General features: G+C 59.3%; 22 protein-coding genes. 5 read left to right on the forward strand and 17 right to left on the reverse strand.

Going from position 1 to position 17,470, the window contains the following annotated elements; translation table 11 throughout:
• Positions 1–9 precede the first annotated feature (9 nt).
• The 6 genes from Q8M42_RS13835 to xerD all read right to left on the reverse strand — a co-directional run bounded on the left by Q8M42_RS13835 (position 10) and on the right by xerD (position 5,727).
• Positions 10–744 (reverse strand): ABC transporter substrate-binding protein, encoded by a 735-nt coding sequence (locus Q8M42_RS13835; protein WP_304865496.1) that lies wholly within the window; start codon positions 742–744, stop codon positions 10–12.
• A gap of 31 nt (positions 745–775) precedes the next feature.
• Positions 776–1,036 carry a ribosomal protein L7/L12 gene (locus Q8M42_RS13840; RefSeq protein ID WP_304865498.1) on the reverse strand — a complete coding sequence of 87 codons (261 nt, stop codon included), beginning with the start codon at positions 1,034–1,036 and terminating at the stop codon, positions 776–778.
• An 89-nt stretch (positions 1,037–1,125) separates the two neighbouring features.
• Positions 1,126–2,535 (reverse strand): threonine synthase, encoded by a 1,410-nt coding sequence (gene thrC, locus Q8M42_RS13845; RefSeq protein ID WP_304865500.1) that lies wholly within the window; start codon positions 2,533–2,535, stop codon positions 1,126–1,128.
• 58 nt (positions 2,536–2,593) lie between these two features.
• Positions 2,594–3,898, reverse strand: a complete 1,305-nt coding sequence (locus Q8M42_RS13850) for a homoserine dehydrogenase (RefSeq protein ID WP_304865501.1) — start codon at positions 3,896–3,898, stop codon at positions 2,594–2,596.
• A 113-nt stretch (positions 3,899–4,011) separates the two neighbouring features.
• A complete protein-coding gene (gene dsbC / locus Q8M42_RS13855; protein ID WP_304865503.1) occupies positions 4,012–4,737 on the reverse strand; it encodes a bifunctional protein-disulfide isomerase/oxidoreductase DsbC in 726 nt (241 codons plus the stop codon).
• Between the two features lie 93 nt (positions 4,738–4,830).
• Positions 4,831–5,727: a site-specific tyrosine recombinase XerD gene (gene xerD, locus Q8M42_RS13860; RefSeq protein ID WP_304865505.1), complete on the reverse strand. Its 897-nt coding sequence runs from the start codon at positions 5,725–5,727 to the stop codon at positions 4,831–4,833.
• Between the two features lie 188 nt (positions 5,728–5,915).
• Here xerD and Q8M42_RS13865 point away from each other — a divergent pair, with 188 nt between their 5' ends.
• Positions 5,916–6,590: a hypothetical protein gene (locus tag Q8M42_RS13865; RefSeq protein WP_304865507.1), complete on the forward strand. Its 675-nt coding sequence runs from the start codon at positions 5,916–5,918 to the stop codon at positions 6,588–6,590.
• 74 nt (positions 6,591–6,664) lie between these two features.
• Here the strand turns inward: Q8M42_RS13865 and rplS are convergent, their stop codons facing one another.
• From rplS to ffh, 5 genes are all read right to left on the reverse strand, one after another.
• A complete protein-coding gene (rplS, locus tag Q8M42_RS13870; protein WP_090248568.1) occupies positions 6,665–7,015 on the reverse strand; it encodes a 50S ribosomal protein L19 in 351 nt (116 codons plus the stop codon).
• A gap of 40 nt (positions 7,016–7,055) precedes the next feature.
• Positions 7,056–7,808, reverse strand: coding sequence for a tRNA (guanosine(37)-N1)-methyltransferase TrmD (gene trmD / locus Q8M42_RS13875; RefSeq protein ID WP_304865511.1), 753 nt, complete (start codon positions 7,806–7,808; stop codon positions 7,056–7,058).
• A gap of 5 nt (positions 7,809–7,813) precedes the next feature.
• Positions 7,814–8,350, reverse strand: a complete 537-nt coding sequence (gene rimM / locus Q8M42_RS13880) for a ribosome maturation factor RimM (RefSeq protein WP_275961057.1) — start codon at positions 8,348–8,350, stop codon at positions 7,814–7,816.
• Positions 8,351–8,355: 5 nt separating this feature from the next.
• Positions 8,356–8,607, reverse strand: coding sequence for a 30S ribosomal protein S16 (gene rpsP / locus Q8M42_RS13885; RefSeq protein ID WP_090239277.1), 252 nt, complete (start codon positions 8,605–8,607; stop codon positions 8,356–8,358).
• 253 nt (positions 8,608–8,860) lie between these two features.
• On the reverse strand, positions 8,861–10,234 hold the full coding sequence (ffh, locus tag Q8M42_RS13890; protein WP_304865517.1) for a signal recognition particle protein: 1,374 nt from the start codon (positions 10,232–10,234) through the stop codon (positions 8,861–8,863).
• A 223-nt stretch (positions 10,235–10,457) separates the two neighbouring features.
• On the opposite strand from ffh, the gene Q8M42_RS13895 reads away from it, so the two are divergent.
• Together Q8M42_RS13895 and Q8M42_RS13900 are read left to right on the forward strand one after the other, a co-directional pair.
• Entirely contained in the window at positions 10,458–11,258 is an 801-nt protein-coding gene (locus Q8M42_RS13895) for an inner membrane protein YpjD (RefSeq protein ID WP_269380382.1), read from the forward strand.
• Positions 11,259–11,267: 9 nt separating this feature from the next.
• A complete protein-coding gene (locus Q8M42_RS13900) occupies positions 11,268–12,557 on the forward strand; it encodes an HlyC/CorC family transporter (protein WP_304865520.1) in 1,290 nt (429 codons plus the stop codon).
• Here the strand turns inward: Q8M42_RS13900 and Q8M42_RS13905 are convergent.
• From Q8M42_RS13905 to Q8M42_RS13925, 5 genes are read right to left on the reverse strand one after another with little or no spacing between them, the layout of a single operon-like run.
• Complete coding sequence (locus tag Q8M42_RS13905; RefSeq protein WP_305284201.1) at positions 12,523–13,263, reverse strand: SGNH/GDSL hydrolase family protein; 741 nt, start codon at positions 13,261–13,263, stop codon at positions 12,523–12,525. The genes Q8M42_RS13900 and Q8M42_RS13905 overlap by 35 nt on opposite strands.
• The gene (purT, locus tag Q8M42_RS13910; RefSeq protein ID WP_304865522.1) at positions 13,260–14,441 is read right to left on the reverse strand and encodes a formate-dependent phosphoribosylglycinamide formyltransferase; all 1,182 of its coding nucleotides are present in this window, start codon (positions 14,439–14,441) and stop codon (positions 13,260–13,262) included. The genes Q8M42_RS13905 and purT overlap by 4 nt, the downstream gene beginning before the upstream one ends.
• 27 nt (positions 14,442–14,468) lie before the next feature.
• Positions 14,469–14,660, reverse strand: coding sequence for a DUF1289 domain-containing protein (locus Q8M42_RS13915; RefSeq protein ID WP_304865524.1), 192 nt, complete (start codon positions 14,658–14,660; stop codon positions 14,469–14,471).
• Positions 14,660–15,184: a gamma carbonic anhydrase family protein gene (locus Q8M42_RS13920; protein WP_304865525.1), complete on the reverse strand. Its 525-nt coding sequence runs from the start codon at positions 15,182–15,184 to the stop codon at positions 14,660–14,662. The genes Q8M42_RS13915 and Q8M42_RS13920 overlap by 1 nt, the downstream gene beginning before the upstream one ends.
• An 18-nt stretch (positions 15,185–15,202) precedes the next feature.
• The gene (locus Q8M42_RS13925; RefSeq protein ID WP_304865527.1) at positions 15,203–15,808 is read right to left on the reverse strand and encodes a CoA pyrophosphatase; all 606 of its coding nucleotides are present in this window, start codon (positions 15,806–15,808) and stop codon (positions 15,203–15,205) included.
• 162 nt (positions 15,809–15,970) lie between these two features.
• Here Q8M42_RS13925 and Q8M42_RS13930 point away from each other — a divergent pair, with 162 nt between their 5' ends.
• Both Q8M42_RS13930 and Q8M42_RS13935 read left to right on the forward strand, forming a co-directional pair.
• On the forward strand, positions 15,971–16,528 hold the full coding sequence (locus Q8M42_RS13930) for an NUDIX hydrolase (RefSeq protein ID WP_304865529.1): 558 nt from the start codon (positions 15,971–15,973) through the stop codon (positions 16,526–16,528).
• A gap of 15 nt (positions 16,529–16,543) precedes the next feature.
• Positions 16,544–17,047 (forward strand): murein L,D-transpeptidase family protein, encoded by a 504-nt coding sequence (locus Q8M42_RS13935; protein WP_304865531.1) that lies wholly within the window; start codon positions 16,544–16,546, stop codon positions 17,045–17,047.
• A gap of 45 nt (positions 17,048–17,092) precedes the next feature.
• Here the strand turns inward: Q8M42_RS13935 and Q8M42_RS13940 are convergent, their stop codons facing one another.
• Entirely contained in the window at positions 17,093–17,410 is a 318-nt protein-coding gene (locus Q8M42_RS13940) for a YqfO family protein (protein WP_304865533.1), read from the reverse strand.
• Between the last annotated feature and the right edge of the window lie 60 nt (positions 17,411–17,470).

Consider the following 17,470-nt stretch of genomic DNA (forward strand, 5'->3'; position numbering starts at 1 on the left):
AGGCTGTAGCTAAAGGTGAACGCCATATTTGGCGTAGATCCCTTCAATAACGCCGCGCCGCTTGAGCGTCAGAATGGCCGCATCGAGCTTACCCAGCCAGGCTTCGTGGCGCGGATGAACGCGCATGCTGACATCGAAAGAGCTCATCACATCGCCAACCTCAAGATGGCGGTACTCCAGGGTCTTCGCCAGGCTGTATTGGGCAATCGCCTTATTGACCACAACTTGATCAAAGCGCGACTTGGCCAGCATCTCCAGCAACTGCGCTTCATTCAGCGCATTGCGCCGATCAAGCTGTCCCGCTTCGATCAACGCACGCAGGTCAGGGTAGGCATAGCCGCGCACCAACCCCACTGATTTGCCGCGCAAATCCTCAGGGCGCGACACCGGGAAAGCCTTGCCCGGGGCAAACACCATGACATCGACAACCTTACCAAACGGCACCGAAAACACCCCAGGCGTCGACTGCCCCTGCACCCAACCCGGATAAACACCCGGCTCGATATCCAGCTGCCCGCCATTAAACAGCAGACCAATGCGCGGATAGGGGTAGTACTGCACGCTGAATGTATCGCCCGTCAGCTTACCCAGCTCATCGAAGATATCCTGATAAATACCGGTCTTACCCTGCTCGATCATCATCGGCGGGTAGTTATAAAAACCAACTTCAAAGGTGGCCGCATAGACGCCAGCCAGGGGATAGATACCGCACAGCAGCACAACCGCCTTGATCAACCACTTCACCCGACTACCTCTACTGCACACCACACCGCTACTAAAACGCGCCAAACCACCAGGCAACTGCAGCACCCAGCACGAGCAAGCCCAACAACCAGAAGATACCGCCACGCCCGCCAGACTGCACCACTGACGCACTACCCGACCGTCGCTCAGGCGTGTAGTCATCCACAGCATCCTTGGCCTCTTTCAAGCCAATACCCCTGAGCTCACGCAGCAGTTTGATCGCCTCGATTTTCTGCCCACGCTCAAGCGCCGCCACCACCTCCGCCGGCAAATCCTGATCAAGCCCAGTCATCACACACTCCTTTCAGCAACCTTCCCGGAGCATAGCCGCAAAAAAAGCCGGCCCCTTGCGGGTACCGGCTTTATTGACCAGCGCCAGGCTTACAGTGGCTTGCCGCGATTGCCGTGCTGAGCCACGAAGCTCTGTACGGCTTTCAGGTCGTTAGCCAATACCGTGCAGCGCTCCTCGCGCTCGAACAGATCAGCCAAGTGCGCAGGCAGCGCCGGAGCCTGACCTACGCCAGCCTGCTCCACGGCCTCGGGGAATTTGACCGGGTGCGCGGTACCCAGGATGACCATCGGCGTCGCCAGGCTACGACGGCACTCACGAGCGGCACGCACGCCAATCGCGGTATGCGGGTCGAGCAGCTCACCACACTCGTTGAACACTTCAGTGATGGTTTCGCAGGTCTGCGCATCATCCACAGCGAGGGAGTCGAACAGCTTGCGCGCCTCGGTCCAACGATCCTGATCAACGCTGAAACCGCCGCCCTGTTTGAAGGTGACCATCAACTCGGCAATCGCCGCGCCGTTGCGACCGTGCAGGTCAAACAGCAGGCGCTCGAAGTTCGACGAGACCATGATGTCCATGGACGGCGACAGCGTCGGGTGCAGGTCGCCCTTCACATACTGATTGCCGCTCATAAAGCGGTGCAGGATGTCGTTGCGGTTGGTCGCGACGATCAGCTGGCTGATCGGCAGGCCCATATTGCGCGCCAGGTAGCCGGCGAAGATGTCGCCGAAGTTGCCGGTGGGCACCGAGAACGCAATGGAGCGTGCAGGCCCGCCGAGCTGCAGGGCCGCGTGGAAGTAGTAAACGATCTGGGCCATGATCCGCGCCCAGTTGATCGAGTTGACCGCCACCAGGCGGGTACCCTTGAGGAAACCCTGGTCAGCAAAGCTATCCTTGACCATTTCCTGGCAGTCATCGAAGTTACCTTCGATGGCGATGTTATGGATGTTGTCGCCGAGAATGGTGGTCATCTGCCGGCGTTGTACTTCGGACACGCGGCTGTGCGGGTGCATGATAAAGATGTCGACGTTGTCGCAGGCCTTGCAGCCTTCGATGGCGGCCGAACCGGTATCACCGGAGGTGGCGCCCATGATCACCACGCGCTCGTTGCGCTTGGCCAGCACGTAGTCAAGCAGACGGCCGAGCAGTTGCAGGGCGAAGTCTTTGAAAGCCAGGGTCGGGCCGTGGAACAGCTCCAGCACCCACTCGTTGCCGTTCAGCTGACGCAGTGGCGCGACGGCGTTGTGTGTGAACACGCCGTAGGTTTCTTCGAGGATTTTTTTGAAGTCGGCATCCGGAATGCTGCCGGTGACGAACGGGCGCATCACCCGGAAGGCCAGCTCATGGTAAGGCAGGCCAGCCCAAGAGGCGATTTCTTCCTGAGTAAAGCGCGGCAGATTTTCCGGTACATACAGGCCGCCATCACTGGCCAGGCCAGCAAGCAGCACGTCTTCAAAATTCAGGGCCGGTGCCTGGCCACGGGTACTGATATAGCGCATAGGGGCAAACCTTCGGTTGAATCTTTAAGAGCCGCAACGGCCTGCGGCCAGAGGCGGATTAGTTCAGCTGCTCGACGCGAATACGCACAACGCTGCCGACCACATCTTCGAGCGCCTCAAGGGCACTGATCGCCTCGTTGATCTGCGCCTCGACCACGCGATGAGTGACCAGAATCATCGGCACCAGGCCGTCCTGCTCCTCAACTTCCTTCTGCATGATCGACTCGATATTGATCCCGCGCGCCGACAGAATGCTCGCCACCTGGGCCAGCACGCCGGGATGATCCTTGGCCTGAATGCGCAGGTAGTAGGCGCTCACGCAGGCTTCGATCGGCAGAATCGGGTGATCGGACAGCGAGTCCGGCTGGAAGGCCAGGTGCGGCACACGATTGGTCGGATCAGCCGTCAGGGCGCGAACCACGTCAACCAGATCAGCAATAACCGAGGACGCGGTAGGCTCCATGCCGGCGCCAGCGCCGTAGAACAGCGTGCTGCCAGCGGCGTCGCCGTTGACCATCACTGCGTTCATCACGCCGTTGACGTTGGCGATCAAACGATCAGCCGGGATCAGCGTCGGATGTACACGCAGTTCGATGCCAGCGTCGGTGCGGCGCGCCACACCCAGGTGTTTGATGCGGTAGCCGAGTGCTTCGGCGTAGTTCACGTCAGCGGTGGTCAGCTTGGTGATGCCTTCGGTGTAGGCCTTGTCGAACTGCAACGGAATGCCAAAGGCGATAGAAGCAAGAATGGTCAGCTTGTGCGCGGCATCGATGCCTTCGACATCGAAGGTCGGATCGGCTTCGGCATAACCCAGCGCCTGCGCCTCGGCCAGCACGTCCTCGAAGGTACGACCCTTCTCGCGCATTTCGCTGAGGATAAAGTTGCCGGTGCCGTTAATGATCCCGGCCAGCCAGTTGATGCGGTTAGCCGCCAAGCCTTCGCGAATCGCCTTGATCACCGGAATACCACCGGCAACGGCGGCTTCAAAGGCGACTATCACGCCCTTCTCGCGGGCCTTGGCGAAGATCTCGTTGCCGTGCACGGCGATCAACGCCTTGTTGGCGGTAACCACGTGCTTGCCGTTCTCGATAGCCTTGAGCACCAGCTCCTTGGCCAGGGTGTAACCGCCGATCAGCTCGATAACGATATCGATCTCAGGGTTGTTCACCAGCTCAAAGACATCGCTGGTCATGCTAATACCGGTTGTGTCGTACTGCGGCTTGGGCGAGCGAATCGCAATCTGGGCAACTTCAATACCGCGCCCTGCGCGCCGGGTAATTTCCTCGGCATTTCGCTTGAGTACATTCAACGTACCGCCACCGACGGTACCCAGCCCACAGATGCCTACTTTCACCGGTTTCACACTGAACTCCCCATCTGCACTGCGTAAAACGGCCGGAGCAAGCCCCGGCCGTAGAAAAAGAGCCGCACCATACGAAGCGGCTGTTTATTAGTCAATCAGGCGCGAGCCTCAGATCACTTGGATTCCAGGGCTATTTTCGCCAGCTGCGGTGCTGGTTGATAGCCCGGAATGATCTTGCCGTTGGCCAAAACGATGGCCGGTGTACCGCTAACCCCGATCATCTGCCCCAGCGCATATTGCTTGGCAACTGGGCTGTCGCACTGGACGTTCGGCACCGACTGACGGGTCTTCGCCAAGTTCATGGCCTGCTGCTTGTCCTTGGCGCACCAGACATTCGACAGCTCTTTTGCAGCCTCACTTTCAAGACCCTGGCGCGGGAAGGCCAGGTAACGCACTTCAACGCCTAGACGATTGAGCTCAGGCACTTCGCTGTGCAGCTTCTGGCAATAGCCGCAATCGGTGTCGGTAAATACGGTGATATGGGTTTTCGGTTGTTTAGGCGCAAACACCACCATTTCCGCGGTGGGTATGGCATCCAGCAACTTGACCACGCCCTTGCTCTCAGCGGCCTCGGTCAGGTTAACCGGCTTGCCATCCTTCACCTGAAACAAGTAGCCCTGCAGCAGAAACTGGCCGTCTTCACTGGCATACAACTGGCGACCGCCTTGCAACTGAACCTGGTAAAGCCCCGTCATCGGGCTTTCCGCAATCGCTTCAATCGGCAAATTAGGATCGACTGCTTTGAGGGTATTACGAATAGCCTGATCGGGATCAGCAGCCACACCAATGCTACTGACCAGGCTCAAAGCCAATGCGACAACAATGCGATTAAAACGCATACAAACTCCTAGCAAAAGACGATCTAACGAGTGATGGGGGCAGCCTATCATAGAAGCCCACAGAGGCCGACCATCGCAGGCCGGACGGCGCTCTCAGCCTCGCGGGTGGTGCTGCGCATGCAACTCCTGCAGCCGTGCGCGGGCAACGTGGGTGTAGATCTGCGTGGTCGACAGATCGCTGTGCCCCAACAGCATCTGCACCACGCGCAAATCGGCGCCGTGATTGAGCAGGTGCGTGGCAAAGGCATGGCGCAGGGTATGCGGCGACAGGCTCTTGGCAATCCCCGCCACCTTGGCCTGATGCTTGATGCGATACCAGAAGGTCTGCCGGGTCATCTGCTCGCCACGCAAGCTGGGGAACAACACATCGCTGGGTTTGCCATCGAGCAGAAACGGCCGCGCTTCCTTGCTGTAGCGCTCGATCCAGGCAATCGCTTCCTCGCCCAGCGGCACCAGGCGCTCCTTGCTGCCTTTGCCGAAAACGCGCAGCACACCCTGACGCAGATTGACCTGCTCCAGCGTCAAGCCAATCAACTCACTGACGCGCAAGCCACAGGCATACAGCACCTCAAGCATCGCCCGGTCGCGCAGACCAATCGGGTCATCCAGCTCTGGAGCCGCCAGCAAGGCCTCGACATCGGCCTCGGACAGCGATTTTGGCAGCGGCCGGCCCAGCTGCGGCAAATCCACCTGCAGCGTCGGATCACGACTGATCAGCTGTTCACGCAAGAGAAACCGATAAAAACCGCGCAAGCCCGAGAGCAATCGCGCGGTCGAGCGCGCTTTGTAGCCTTCGTTCAGGCGCCAAGCCAGGTGATCGAGAATCAGCTCACGCCCGGCATCCGACAGCTGCACATCACGCACCTGCAGCCAGCCATTGAACAGTGCAAGGTCGCTGCGATACGCAGCCTGGGTGTGCACGGACAGGCCTTTTTCCAACCACAACGACTCAAGAAAACGGTCAATCAGCGGATGATCGATAGCTGCCATCAAGAAACCTCAAACGATATGCCCGCCAGTGTCTACGAGCGCAGCGCCATGGGCCAGCGCTAAGCGCTCCGACCAACGGCGGCTAAACCAGCGAAGAAGCTCCAGTCACCCTATCTTTGGGAGGGTGACAGAGCGCGATTTGCAGACCATGATTGCATCACGCCACTACAGCTCAACGGTGCCCACGCATGTCCAGCCAACAGCATTCACGTCTTGGTCAGATTCTGATCAACAAAGGACTGATTAACCGCGGCCAGCTGGATGCTGCCATTCAACTGCAACTCACCAACCACAAACGCCTGGGCGAGACACTGATCGAGCAAGGCTGGCTAACCGAACGCCAGCTGAAAAAGGCCCTCAGCAAACAGAACAATCTGCGCCTAGCCGCCACCCTGGTTGCCGCGCTGCTCAGCCCCTTCCAGATCGCCAGCGCTGACGCCCCGAAAAACGCCCCCAACGCCATCAGCCAGGAACAAACGCCGCGCGGCCTGCGCCCCCTGAGCGATATGGAAATGAGCAATGTCAGCGCCCAAGGCCTGGATGATGTGCTGCAAGGCCTGTTTCTCCAAGCCGGCAGCGGTGACGGCCTGGGCACCGTCGGCCAACTGAGCAAACTTGTGATGCCGGTACTGAGCAGCCTTGAGGCGGAAACCTCGATGAAGGATGTGCAGTACGACACCAGCAAATTGACCTCGGTGATCAACGCTGACGGCTCGGTGAACGTGCGCCTACCCAGCTCGATTGGTGAGCTGCGCTTCGACAATATCCGCGTCGCCGGCGCGCCCCAGGGCCAGAGCATGGGCAGCCTGAGCCTGCATGACATCGACTTGTCGCAAGCCTCACTGAAGATCAGCCTGCGCTAGCCGCAGCGCGGTAATTGAAACGCAAAAACGAAAAAAGCAGCCCTAAGGCTGCTTTTTTATTGGAAAGCTGAGGCTTAGCCCAGTTTTTCCTTGATGCGCGCTGCCTTACCGGACAGGTCACGCAGGTAGTACAGCTTGGCTTTACGTACGTCACCGCGACGCTTAACGGCCAGGCTGTCAACCAGCGGGCTGTAGGTTTGGAAAGTACGTTCAACGCCAACACCGTTGGAGATCTTACGAACAGTGAAAGCACTGTTCAGACCACGGTTACGCTTGGCGATTACCACGCCTTCAAACGCCTGCAGACGCTGACGGTCGCCTTCTTTCACTTTAACCTGGACAACAATGGTGTCACCCGGTGCGAAAGTCGGGATCTCTTTGCCCATCTGCTCAGCTTCGAGCTGCTGAATAATCTTGTTGGTCATGCTGCGCTCCTAAGACAGGCCTCGGCCGGTCATCGATACATTAACTATCGTCCCGCTGGCGGACGTATTCCTCCAGCAGCTTTTTCTCTTCTCCAGAAAGCGAGCGGCTTTCCAGAAGATCGGCGCGTCGTTCGTAGGTCCGACCAAGGGACTGCTGCAAACGCCAGCGCCGGATGTGTTCGTGGTTGCCACTAAGCAACACGTCGGGAACACGTTTATCCGCATACACCTCCGGGCGGGTGTAGTGCGGGCAGTCGAGCAAGCCATCCGTAAAGGAGTCTTCCTCGGCCGAATCTGCATGACCCAATGCACCAGGCAAAAGGCGCGTTACCGCGTCGATCAGCACCATGGCCGGCAGCTCACCGCCGGACAGGACGTAGTCCCCAATCGACCATTCTTCATCGACATGCGCCTCAATAAAGCGCTCATCAATGCCTTCGTAGCGGCCGGCAATCAGGATCAACGCATCCTCATTGGCCAGTTCGCGTACTGCTGACTGCGTCAGCTGGCGACCTTGCGGCGACAGGTAAATCACCTTGGCCGCACCACCTGCAGCGTGCTTCGCCTCAAGCAAAGCATCTTCAAGCGGCTTGATCTTCATCACCATGCCTGGGCCACCGCCAAAAGGCCGATCATCCACGGTGTGGTGACGGTCTGTGGTGTAGCTACGCGGGTTCCAGCAGGTCAATTGCAACAAACCCTGCTTCACCGCTCGGCTGGTAATGCCGTATTCGCTGATAGCGGCAAACATTTCCGGGAACAGCGTAATGACTTCAACGCGCAGATTTGGCATCAGGCTTAGAAGTCCGCATCCCAGTCGACCCGCATTTCGCCAGCACTCAGATCAATCGACAACACGCATTGCTCGGTATAGGGCAACAGGCGCTCACGATCATCCAGACTGTCGGTGCAGGGTTTGACCACCATCACATCGTTGGCACCGGTTTCTAGCAGGTGATCAATCTTGCCGAGCAATTGCCCTGCCTGATCAATAACCTTGAGACCTTCCAACTGGTACCAGTAGTACTCACCATCTGCTAATTCAGGGAACAGGTTGCGCGGCACACAGATCTCATAACCAGCGAGAAGACGCGCTTCTTCACGATCATCAAGACCCTTGAGCTTCGCGACCAGGAACTTATCACTCCCGCGTCCGCTGACCAGCTCTACCTGTTTGACACTGCCTTCGCGCCTAAGCGTCCAGGACTTGTACTGCAACAGGTTTGCAACAGGATCAGTAAAGGAATACACCTTCACTTCACCGCGAACGCCATGTACAGAGTAGATCTTGCCGATAACAATCAAATCATCGGTAGAAACAGGCGTCGCGCTCATATTGCTTAGGCCGCAGCCTTAGCAGCGTCCTTCAACAACTGAGCAACACGATCAGAAGGCTGTGCGCCAACGCTCAGCCAATGGGCCAGGCGATCTTGCTTCACGGACAGACGAACTTCCTGACCACGAGCGATCGGGTTGAAGAAACCGATTTCTTCTTTGTGCGAACCGTCGCGTGGGTTACGGCTGTCGGTCACGTTGATTTTGTAGAACGGGCGCTTTTTGGAGCCGCCAAGGGCAAGACGAATCGTTAGCATGTGAACATAGTTCCTGTAGTCGGTGCTGCAAATCTAAATGCACAGCGGGCATGGGTGCCCGAAAGGCCGCATATTCTAAGGAATATCCGGATTTTTGCAAATGGCTTTTTCAGCCGCATGAGGCCGTGCAAGCAAGATTTGCCAGAGGGCCGCGGTCCAAACCGGCCAATCAGCTCCCGCGAAAGGCGGGTTTACTGTAAACACCCGCCAACTCAGCGGGGTTTGCGCCGACATTGCTGCCGACGCGGATTCCTTACATTTTCGGCAGACCGCCCGGCATCATCCCGCCCATGCCGCGCATCATCTTGGCCATGCCGCCTTTGGCAGTGAATTTCTTCATCATCTTCTGCATCTGCTTGTGCTGCTTGATCAGACGACCAATATCCTGCACCTGGGTACCGGAACCCATGGCGATGCGGCGCTTGCGCGAGCCACTGATTACGTCAGGATCGCGGCGCTCTTGAGGCGTCATCGAGTTGATGATCGCCTCCATCTGCTTGAACTGCTTCTCGGCCGCGCCTTGGGCATTGCCCATCTGCGCCAGATTGACGCCGCCCATCTGTGGCAGCTTGTCCATCAGGCCGCCAAGGCCGCCCATGTTCTTCATCTGCTGCAGCTGATCACGAAAGTCTTCAAGATCGAAGCCCTTGCCCTTCTTCAGCTTCTTGGTGAGTTTCTCGGCTTTCTCACGGTCCAGGGTCTGCTCGGCCTGCTCGATCAGGCTAAGCACATCGCCCATGCCGAGAATGCGCGAGGCAATCCGGTCCGGATGGAAAGGCTCAAGCGCCTCGGTCTTCTCGCCCATACCGATAAACTTGATCGGCTTGCCAGTAATTGCCCGCACCGACAACGCCGCACCGCCGCGCGCATCACCGTCGACCTTGGTCAGCACCACGCCCGTCAGCGGCAGCGCATCATTGAAGGCCTTGGCGGTATTGGCAGCGTCCTGACCGGTCATGGCATCGACCACGAACAGGGTTTCCACCGGCTTAATCGCCGCGTGCAGCGCCTGGATCTCCGCCATCATCTCGGCATCGATGGCTAGACGACCGGCGGTATCGACGATTACTACATCAATAAACTTGAGCTTGGCTTCCTTGATCGCCGCCTCGGCGATATCCACCGGCTTCTGGCTAAGATCGGAGGGAAAGAAGGTCACGCCAATATCACTAGCCAGGGTTTCCAGCTGCTTGATCGCCGCCGGACGGTAAACGTCAGCCGACACCACCATCACGGTCTTCTTCTTGCGCTCCTTAAGGAAGCGCGCCAGCTTGCCGACGGTGGTGGTCTTGCCCGCACCCTGCAGACCCGCCATCAGCACCACGGCTGGCGGCACGGCATTCAGCGCCAGGTCTTCGTTGGCTGCGCCCATCAGCTCTTCGAGTTCGGCGCGGACAATCTTCACGAACGCCTGGCCCGGGGTCAGGCTCTTCGAGACTTCGGTGCCGACCGCACGATCCTTGACCTTATTAACGAAGTCCTTGACCACCGGCAGGGCAACATCAGCCTCAAGCAAGGCCATGCGCACTTCACGCAAAGTGTCCTTGATGTTGTCTTCGCTCAGCTTGGCTTTGCCAGTGACATTTCGCAGGGTCTGCGAGAGGCGGTCAGTCAGATTTTCGAACATGCGCGTTCCTTTCAGGCTCTACCGAGCCGAGGGTGGGCTTGCAACAGGTCGCGGATTATAACCAAGACTCAAGCCGCTGTTGACGTATCTTTGTCGGCTGCGCCAAGTCATGGCTGGCGCTGAAACGCCACCAGACCCGAGACACCGACACCGCCAGACGCTTTCGTGGCGCACGGGTTGTATGCCACACTGGCCGCCTTTCGGGTTTGCCTGACAAGGATTTATGCACCCTCTGCTACCCAGCCTCGCCGCTGCCTGCCTTTATGCCGGAGCCGCACTCTATCAAGGCCTGCGCCTGCAACAGCGCAGCACGTCCAACAAGCGCCTGCTGATTGCACTCGGCACACTGGCGCTGCTGCTGCACGGCAGCAGCCTGTTTCTGCAGATGTTCGATGCCAGCGGTTTGTCGCTGGACTTCTTCAAGGCCGCCAGCCTGATTGCCGCTGCGGTTATTCTGCTGACGCTATTGGCCTGCACGCGCATCCCGGTGGAAAACCTGCTGTTGCTGCTGTTCCCCCTGGGTTTTATTACGGTGCTGCTCGCCCAATTTATGCCCAGCGGCACCACCCAGGCCATTGATGAAGCGCCCGGCATCCTGGCGCATATCCTGCTGTCGATCACCGCCTACGGCATGCTGACCATTGCGGTTTTCCAATCGCTGCTCCTGCTGCTGCAGGACCATCAGCTCAAGCACAAGCACCCATCCGGGCTGATCAAGAATTTCCCACCCCTGCAAACCATGGAAAGCCTGCTGTTTGGCTTTCTCTGGGCCGGCTGGGCGCTGCTGTCGCTCTCGCTGCTGTCTGGCGCGCTGTTTATCAGCGACCTGTTTGCCCAGCACCTGGCGCATAAAACCATCCTCTCGTGCTTCGCCTGGGTGGTTTTTGCCGTGCTGTTGTGGGGCCGCCACCAACTCGGCTGGCGCGGCCACAAAGCTATTCGCTGGACCCTGGCGGGTTTCTGCCTCCTGATGCTGGCCTACTTCGGCAGCAAGTTGGTTCGCGAATTTATCCTGCATATTTGAGACCCTTCCGTGGAAAACGCACACCCCGGCTTTCTGTTCGGCTTGCTGATCTTTCTGCTGCTTTGCTCAGCGTTCTTCTCCAGTTCGGAAACCGGCATCCTCAGCCTCAACCGTTACCGCCTCAAACACCTGACCAAAGAAGGTCATCGCGGAGCAACGCGCGTCAGCGCGCTACTCAGCCGCCCGGACCGCCTGCTCGGCACCATCCTGATCGGCAACAACTTCGTCAATATTCTCGCCTCCGCCATCGCCACGGTACTGGCCATCAAACTCTGGGGCGAGGCCGGAATCGCCATCGCGACGATCAGCCTGACCCTGGCGCTGCTGATCTTCGGTGAAATCACCCCCAAGACCCTGGCGGCACTGCACCCGGAGCGGGTCGCCTACCCGTTCAGCCTGCCTCTGCTGGTGCTGCTTAAGCTGTTCTATCCGCTGGTGGTGCTGCTCGGTTGGATCACCAACGGCCTGCTCAGGCTGCTGGGCGTCGACCCCACCAGCAAAAGCAGCGACAGCCTGTCCACCGAAGAGCTGCGCAGCGTGGTACGCGAATCTGGCGCCGGCATGCCGAAAAACCGCCAGAACATGCTGCTTGGCATTCTTGACCTTGAGCGGGTGACGGTGGATGACATCATGATTCCGCGCAACGAAGTCACCGGCATCAACCTCGACGACGACCTTGAAAGCATCATCAGCCTGCTGACCAACACCACCCACACGCGCCTGCCGGTGTACCGTACCGACATCAATCAGATCGAAGGCATCGTGCATATGCGCCAGATTGCCCGGCTGCTGACGCACAACGAATTGAGCAAAGAGGCGCTACTGGCGGCCTGCAACGAGCCGTACTTCGTCCCCGAAGGCACGCCGCTGTCGACCCAGCTGATCAATTTTCAGAAGCAGAAACGCCGGATTGGCATCGTCGTCGATGAATACGGCGACGTGATCGGCATCGTTACCCTGGAAGATATCCTCGAAGAAATCGTCGGTGACTTCAGCAACCAGGACACCCTGCGCAGCCCGGATATTCATCCTCAGGAAGACGGCACCCAGGTAATCGATGGCGCCGCCTACATCCGCGAAATCAACAAGGCGCTGGACTGGCACCTGCCCTGCGATGGGCCAAAGACCCTCAACGGCCTGGTGACAGAGGCATTGGAAAGCATTCCCGATAGCGCCGTGTGCCTGAAGATCGGTCCTTATCGCCTGGAAATTCTGCAGTCTTCGGAAAACCGGGTAAAAAGTGTACGCGCCTGGCAAGCCAAGCCTAAGGCGCATACCGAGCCGCCGGCGCAAGACTGACGGCCAGCCCCTGCGCCCACACGCGATAGCCCAGGTCTGAGGGGTGATAACCATCACGCGCCAGGTACTCGGCGGAAAACTCCAGCTCAACCGCGTGGTGCCCCGCCCCCAAGCGACCTGCCAACTGGCGCAGGCGCGCATCCAGCAAGCCGGCGCGCATCCCGAGCAAACGCCGCAGCAACCAGGGCAAGGCAGTGAAATGCTGCAGCGGCGGCACACTGCTAAAGGCCACCCGAGTCCCGCGCGCGGCCAACGCTTCAGCCATCCCGCCCAGCGCAGCCTGCCAACGCGGCAAGGAAGTCAGGTGGGTGGTGTCATTGACGCCGAACACCAATAACGCCAGATCAAAGGGCTGATCGAGCACCTGCGGCAACAACCGCGCATGCGCCTGCGCAGCGGTGATACCATTTTCGCCACAGGCACGCCAGGCAACCGGCCGCCCACAATGCGCCGCCAGCGCAGTCGCCAGTTGGCCGACCAACGCTGAATGCAGCTCATCGACACCCACGCCCACCACGGTCGACTCGCCCAGCACCAGCAGGCGCAACGGCTCGCCCAGTAAGTCTGCACCAGCCACACCGCTCAGCAACCCTGCGGCAGGCGGTAAACGCAGCGCTTTACGCCGCGTATATACAGCCAACGGCAGCGCCACCGGTGCCAGCAGCGCCAGCGCTAGCCACCAGACATAGGCGCGCAGTGGATTCACAGCTCAACCTTGACCGCCTGCGCCGCACGCGTGGCCTTGGCCCGCGCAGCCTGCAATGACTCATCTCGCGCCAGCGCCACACCCATACGCCGCTGACCGCTGACTTCCGGCTTGCCGAACAGCCGCAAAGCGGTATCCGGTTCAGCCAGAGCCGCCGCCAGATTGCCGAAGCTGACCTGCTGCGACTCGCCCTCGACCAGTATCACCGCAGAGGCGGACGGGCCGAACTGACGAATCGCCGGAATCGGCAAACCGAGAATTGCCCGCGCATGCAAAGCGAATTCGGACAGATCCTGAGAAATCAGGGTGACCAAACCGGTGTCGTGCGGGCGTGGCGAGATTTCGCAGAACCATACCTGATCCCCTTTCACGAACAGCTCAACGCCAAACAGCCCACGCCCACCCAGCGACTCGGTAACCGCCAGGGCGATGCGCTCAGCCTCGGCCTGAGCCTTGGCACTCATCGGCTGCGGCTGCCAGGACTCCTGATAGTCGCCCTTTACCTGACGATGACCAACAGGCGCGCAGAAGGTAGTGCCGCCGCTGTGGCGCACGGTGAGCAAGGCAATTTCATAATCAAAATCGATAAAGCCCTCGACTATCACTCGGCCCTTGCCAGCGCGGCCACCGGCCTGGGCGTAATCCCAGGCAGCTTGCAGATCATCCAGGCTTTTCAGCACTGATTGGCCCTTGCCGGAAGAGCTCATGATCGGTTTGATCAGGCAGGGGAAGCCGATGCTCTCGACTGCGGCGCGGCACTGCTCGAAGGAGTCGGCAAACTGATAAGGCGAGGTCGGCAGGCCCAGCTCTTCGGCGGCCAGCCGGCGAATGCCTTCACGGTTCATGGTCAGCTGCGCGGCGCGGGCGCTGGGGATCACGGTAAAGCCTTCATTCTCCAGCTCAACCAGGGTCGCGGTGGCGATGGCTTCAATTTCCGGCACGATATAGTGCGGCTGCTCCAGTTCGATCACCGCCCGCAGCGCGGCGCCGTCGAGCATATTGATCACATGGCTGCGATGCGCCACCTGCATAGCAGGGGCATTGGCGTAGCGATCCACGGCGATCACCTCGACGCCGAGCCTTTGCAGCTCGATCACCACTTCCTTGCCCAGCTCGCCAGAGCCACACAACAGCACACGGGTCGCGCTCGGCGACAAAGGGGTTCCGATACGGGGCATGGTGAATCCTCAAACTGATCAGGAAAGTTACAGCAGAATGCCTTTAGCCTTGGCCCGCTCATGACACTGCACCAACACCTCACGGCGCTCAGCGTTATCCATCAGGCTCCAGCGAGTGATTTCGGCGACCGAGCGCTGGCAGCCAATACAGATATCTTCATCGTCCAGCGCGCAGACATGCACGCAGGGCGAGGCGAGCGGACGCTCCTGCGGCTGCATCAATCGTCCTGCTCCTGCAGATCACGGGCATAGCGCTGGGCGTTGTGCACGTAATGGGCGGCGCTGGCTTCGAGCATCTTCTTCTGCGGCTCGGTCAGTTCGCGCACCACTTTGCCGGGCGAGCCCATGACCAGCGAACCATCGGGAATGTCCTTGCCTTCACCGATCAGGCTGTTGGCGCCGATGATGCAGTACTTGCCGATTTTCGCGCCGTTAAGGATCACCGCATTGATGCCGATCAGGCTGTAATCGCCCACCGTGCAACCGTGCAGCATGGCGTTGTGGCCAATGGTCACGCCGGTACCGATACTCAGCGGGAAGCCCATATCGGTGTGCATCACGGTGCCGTCCTGCACATTGCTGTTCTCGCCGATATGAATCAGCTCGTTGTCGCCGCGCAGCACGGCGTTAAACCACACGCTGGCCCCCGGTTCTAATTTGACCTTGCCGACCAGCGTGGCATTCGGTGCAACCCAGCTGTCGGCATGGACCTCGACATGGGACGAACCCAGACGGTACTTCATGGATGCTTCCTCATAAGCTCAGGTGAGCTTGATAAAGTGCTCGGGCGGCTGGTGCATATCGATATGCACATCGTCGAACACCAGGTTGACCAACTCGATCAGCATGATCGCCGTCAGCCCCCAGATTTTATATTCGCCATAACGGTAACTCGGCACATACCAGCTGCGCCCGAGGTAATCGATACGGTGGGTGGTTTCCCGCGGATCGTTGCGAAAGAACGCCAGCGGCACGGCAAATACCGCGGCAATCTCACCGTCGTTGGGCTTGTACTCGACAAAATCCGGCACCAGGCCAACATAGGGCGTGACCTGAATACCGTGACGCGACACCAGGGTGCTAAGCGGCCCGATAACCTCGACCAACCCAGGCGGCAAGCCGATTTCCTCTTCCGCCTCGCGCAAGGCGGTCTCGATCAAATCGGCATCTTCCGGGTCACGCCGGCCACCGGGAAACGCCACCTCACCACCGTGGGTGGACAAACCGCTGGCGCGCAAGGTCAGCACCACTTCCGGTTCGTCGCTGCGGGTGACGGGCACCAGCACTGCGGCCTCAGGGTAACGCTTGTCGGTCTGCAGAATGTGCGGGCTATAGCCGCGCATGCGATGGAGCAACTCGTCCAGCATGGGGATTCTCAGTCTTTTATTCTGCGTTCGATCATGGCACGAAAGCAGCGCACGGCCCAAGCCCCACGCCGCTGGCTGCAATCATTCAGGCGCTCGATAAACCCCGCTTGCCGAGCACACAACACGCGCGCCAAGATAGCTGACACGCAGCGAGGGTCTGGCATGAAGTTCTGTAGCAACTGTGGCGGCGCGATCAGCCACATCATCCCGCAGGGCGACAACCGCCTGCGCCACGTCTGCGCGCAGTGCCAGACCGTGCATTATCAAAACCCGCGAATCATTGCCGGCTGCCTGCCGGTGTGGGGCGAACAGGTGCTGCTGTGCCGCCGCGCTATCGAGCCACGGCGCGGCTACTGGACCCTGCCGGCCGGGTTTATGGAGAACGGCGAAACCCTGGAGCAGGCCGCCGCCCGCGAAACCCATGAAGAAGCCTGCGCGCGGGTGCGCAGCCTGAGCCTCTATACCCTATTCGACCTGCCGCACATCAATCAGGTGTATATGCTGTTTCGCGCCGAGCTGGTCGACCTGGACTTTGCCCCGGGCGAAGAGAGCCTTGAGGTTCAGCTATTTCACGAACAGGATATCCCCTGGTCAGAGCTGGCTTTCCCGACCATCGGGCGTACCTTAGAATGCTACTTCGCCGACCGCCTACAGCAGCACTACCCGGTCCGCAACGAGCCGCTCGAAGCCTTGCGCGCACATTATAAGAAAGCCTTTTGATCCATGGGAATTACGATGCGCTGGTTGTTCGCCCTACTCTGCCTGACCGTTGCCCTGACTGGCCACGCCAGCAGCACCCCGCCCCTTAATGGCAAAACCATAGACAAAGTGCTGGTGGTCAAATCCGAACGCAAGCTGCACCTGATCAGCCGCGGCGACACACTCAAGTCCTACCGAGTATCCCTGGGCAAACAACCTGAAGGGGCCAAACAACGCGAAGGCGACCGGCGCACCCCGGAAGGCTTCTACTGGATCGACTGGCGCAAGACCAGCGACAAGTACAACTTGTCCATGCACATCTCCTACCCCAACGCCCGCGACCAAGCGCAAGCCCGCGCCAAAGGCGTACCGGCCGGCGGCATGATCATGATCCACGGCACCCCGCTGGACGAGGAATATCCCGAATGGTTCTTCCACACCCTGGACTGGACCGAAGGCTGCATCGCCATGAAGAACACCGACATGCGCGAGATCTGGGCCCTGGTCAAAGACGGCACACTGATCGAAATCAGACCCTGACCAGCAGACACAAAAAAGGCGCCTTAGAGGCGCCTTTTTTATGAGTTAGAACTGGATATCCGACAGCCGCCACACCTCAAAAGCCGGCGTCTCGTAGGGATGCTGCTTCTTCATGGCCTTGACGGCATCATGAATCAGCTCATCGGCCACCACCATCTCGACTTTCCACTCTGCCACCTGCTCAACCTGCCCTGGCTGGCCGAGAAATGGCTGACTGCCTTCCAGAGCGCGGAACTGGCCCTGCCCCAAGGTCTGCCAACAACACTGATCGTACTGACCGATACGTCCGCCACCGGCGCTGAATACCGCGTTCTTCACGGCATCCAGATGAGTTTCAGGCACATAAAAGCACAGCTTGTACATCGAAGTCTCCGCCGGCAAGACTGATAAAAACAGTTGGATAATGATGCCACACAATAATGG

The organism is Pseudomonas sp., assembly GCF_030684895.1.
Classification (GTDB): domain Bacteria; phylum Pseudomonadota; class Gammaproteobacteria; order Pseudomonadales; family Pseudomonadaceae; genus Aquipseudomonas.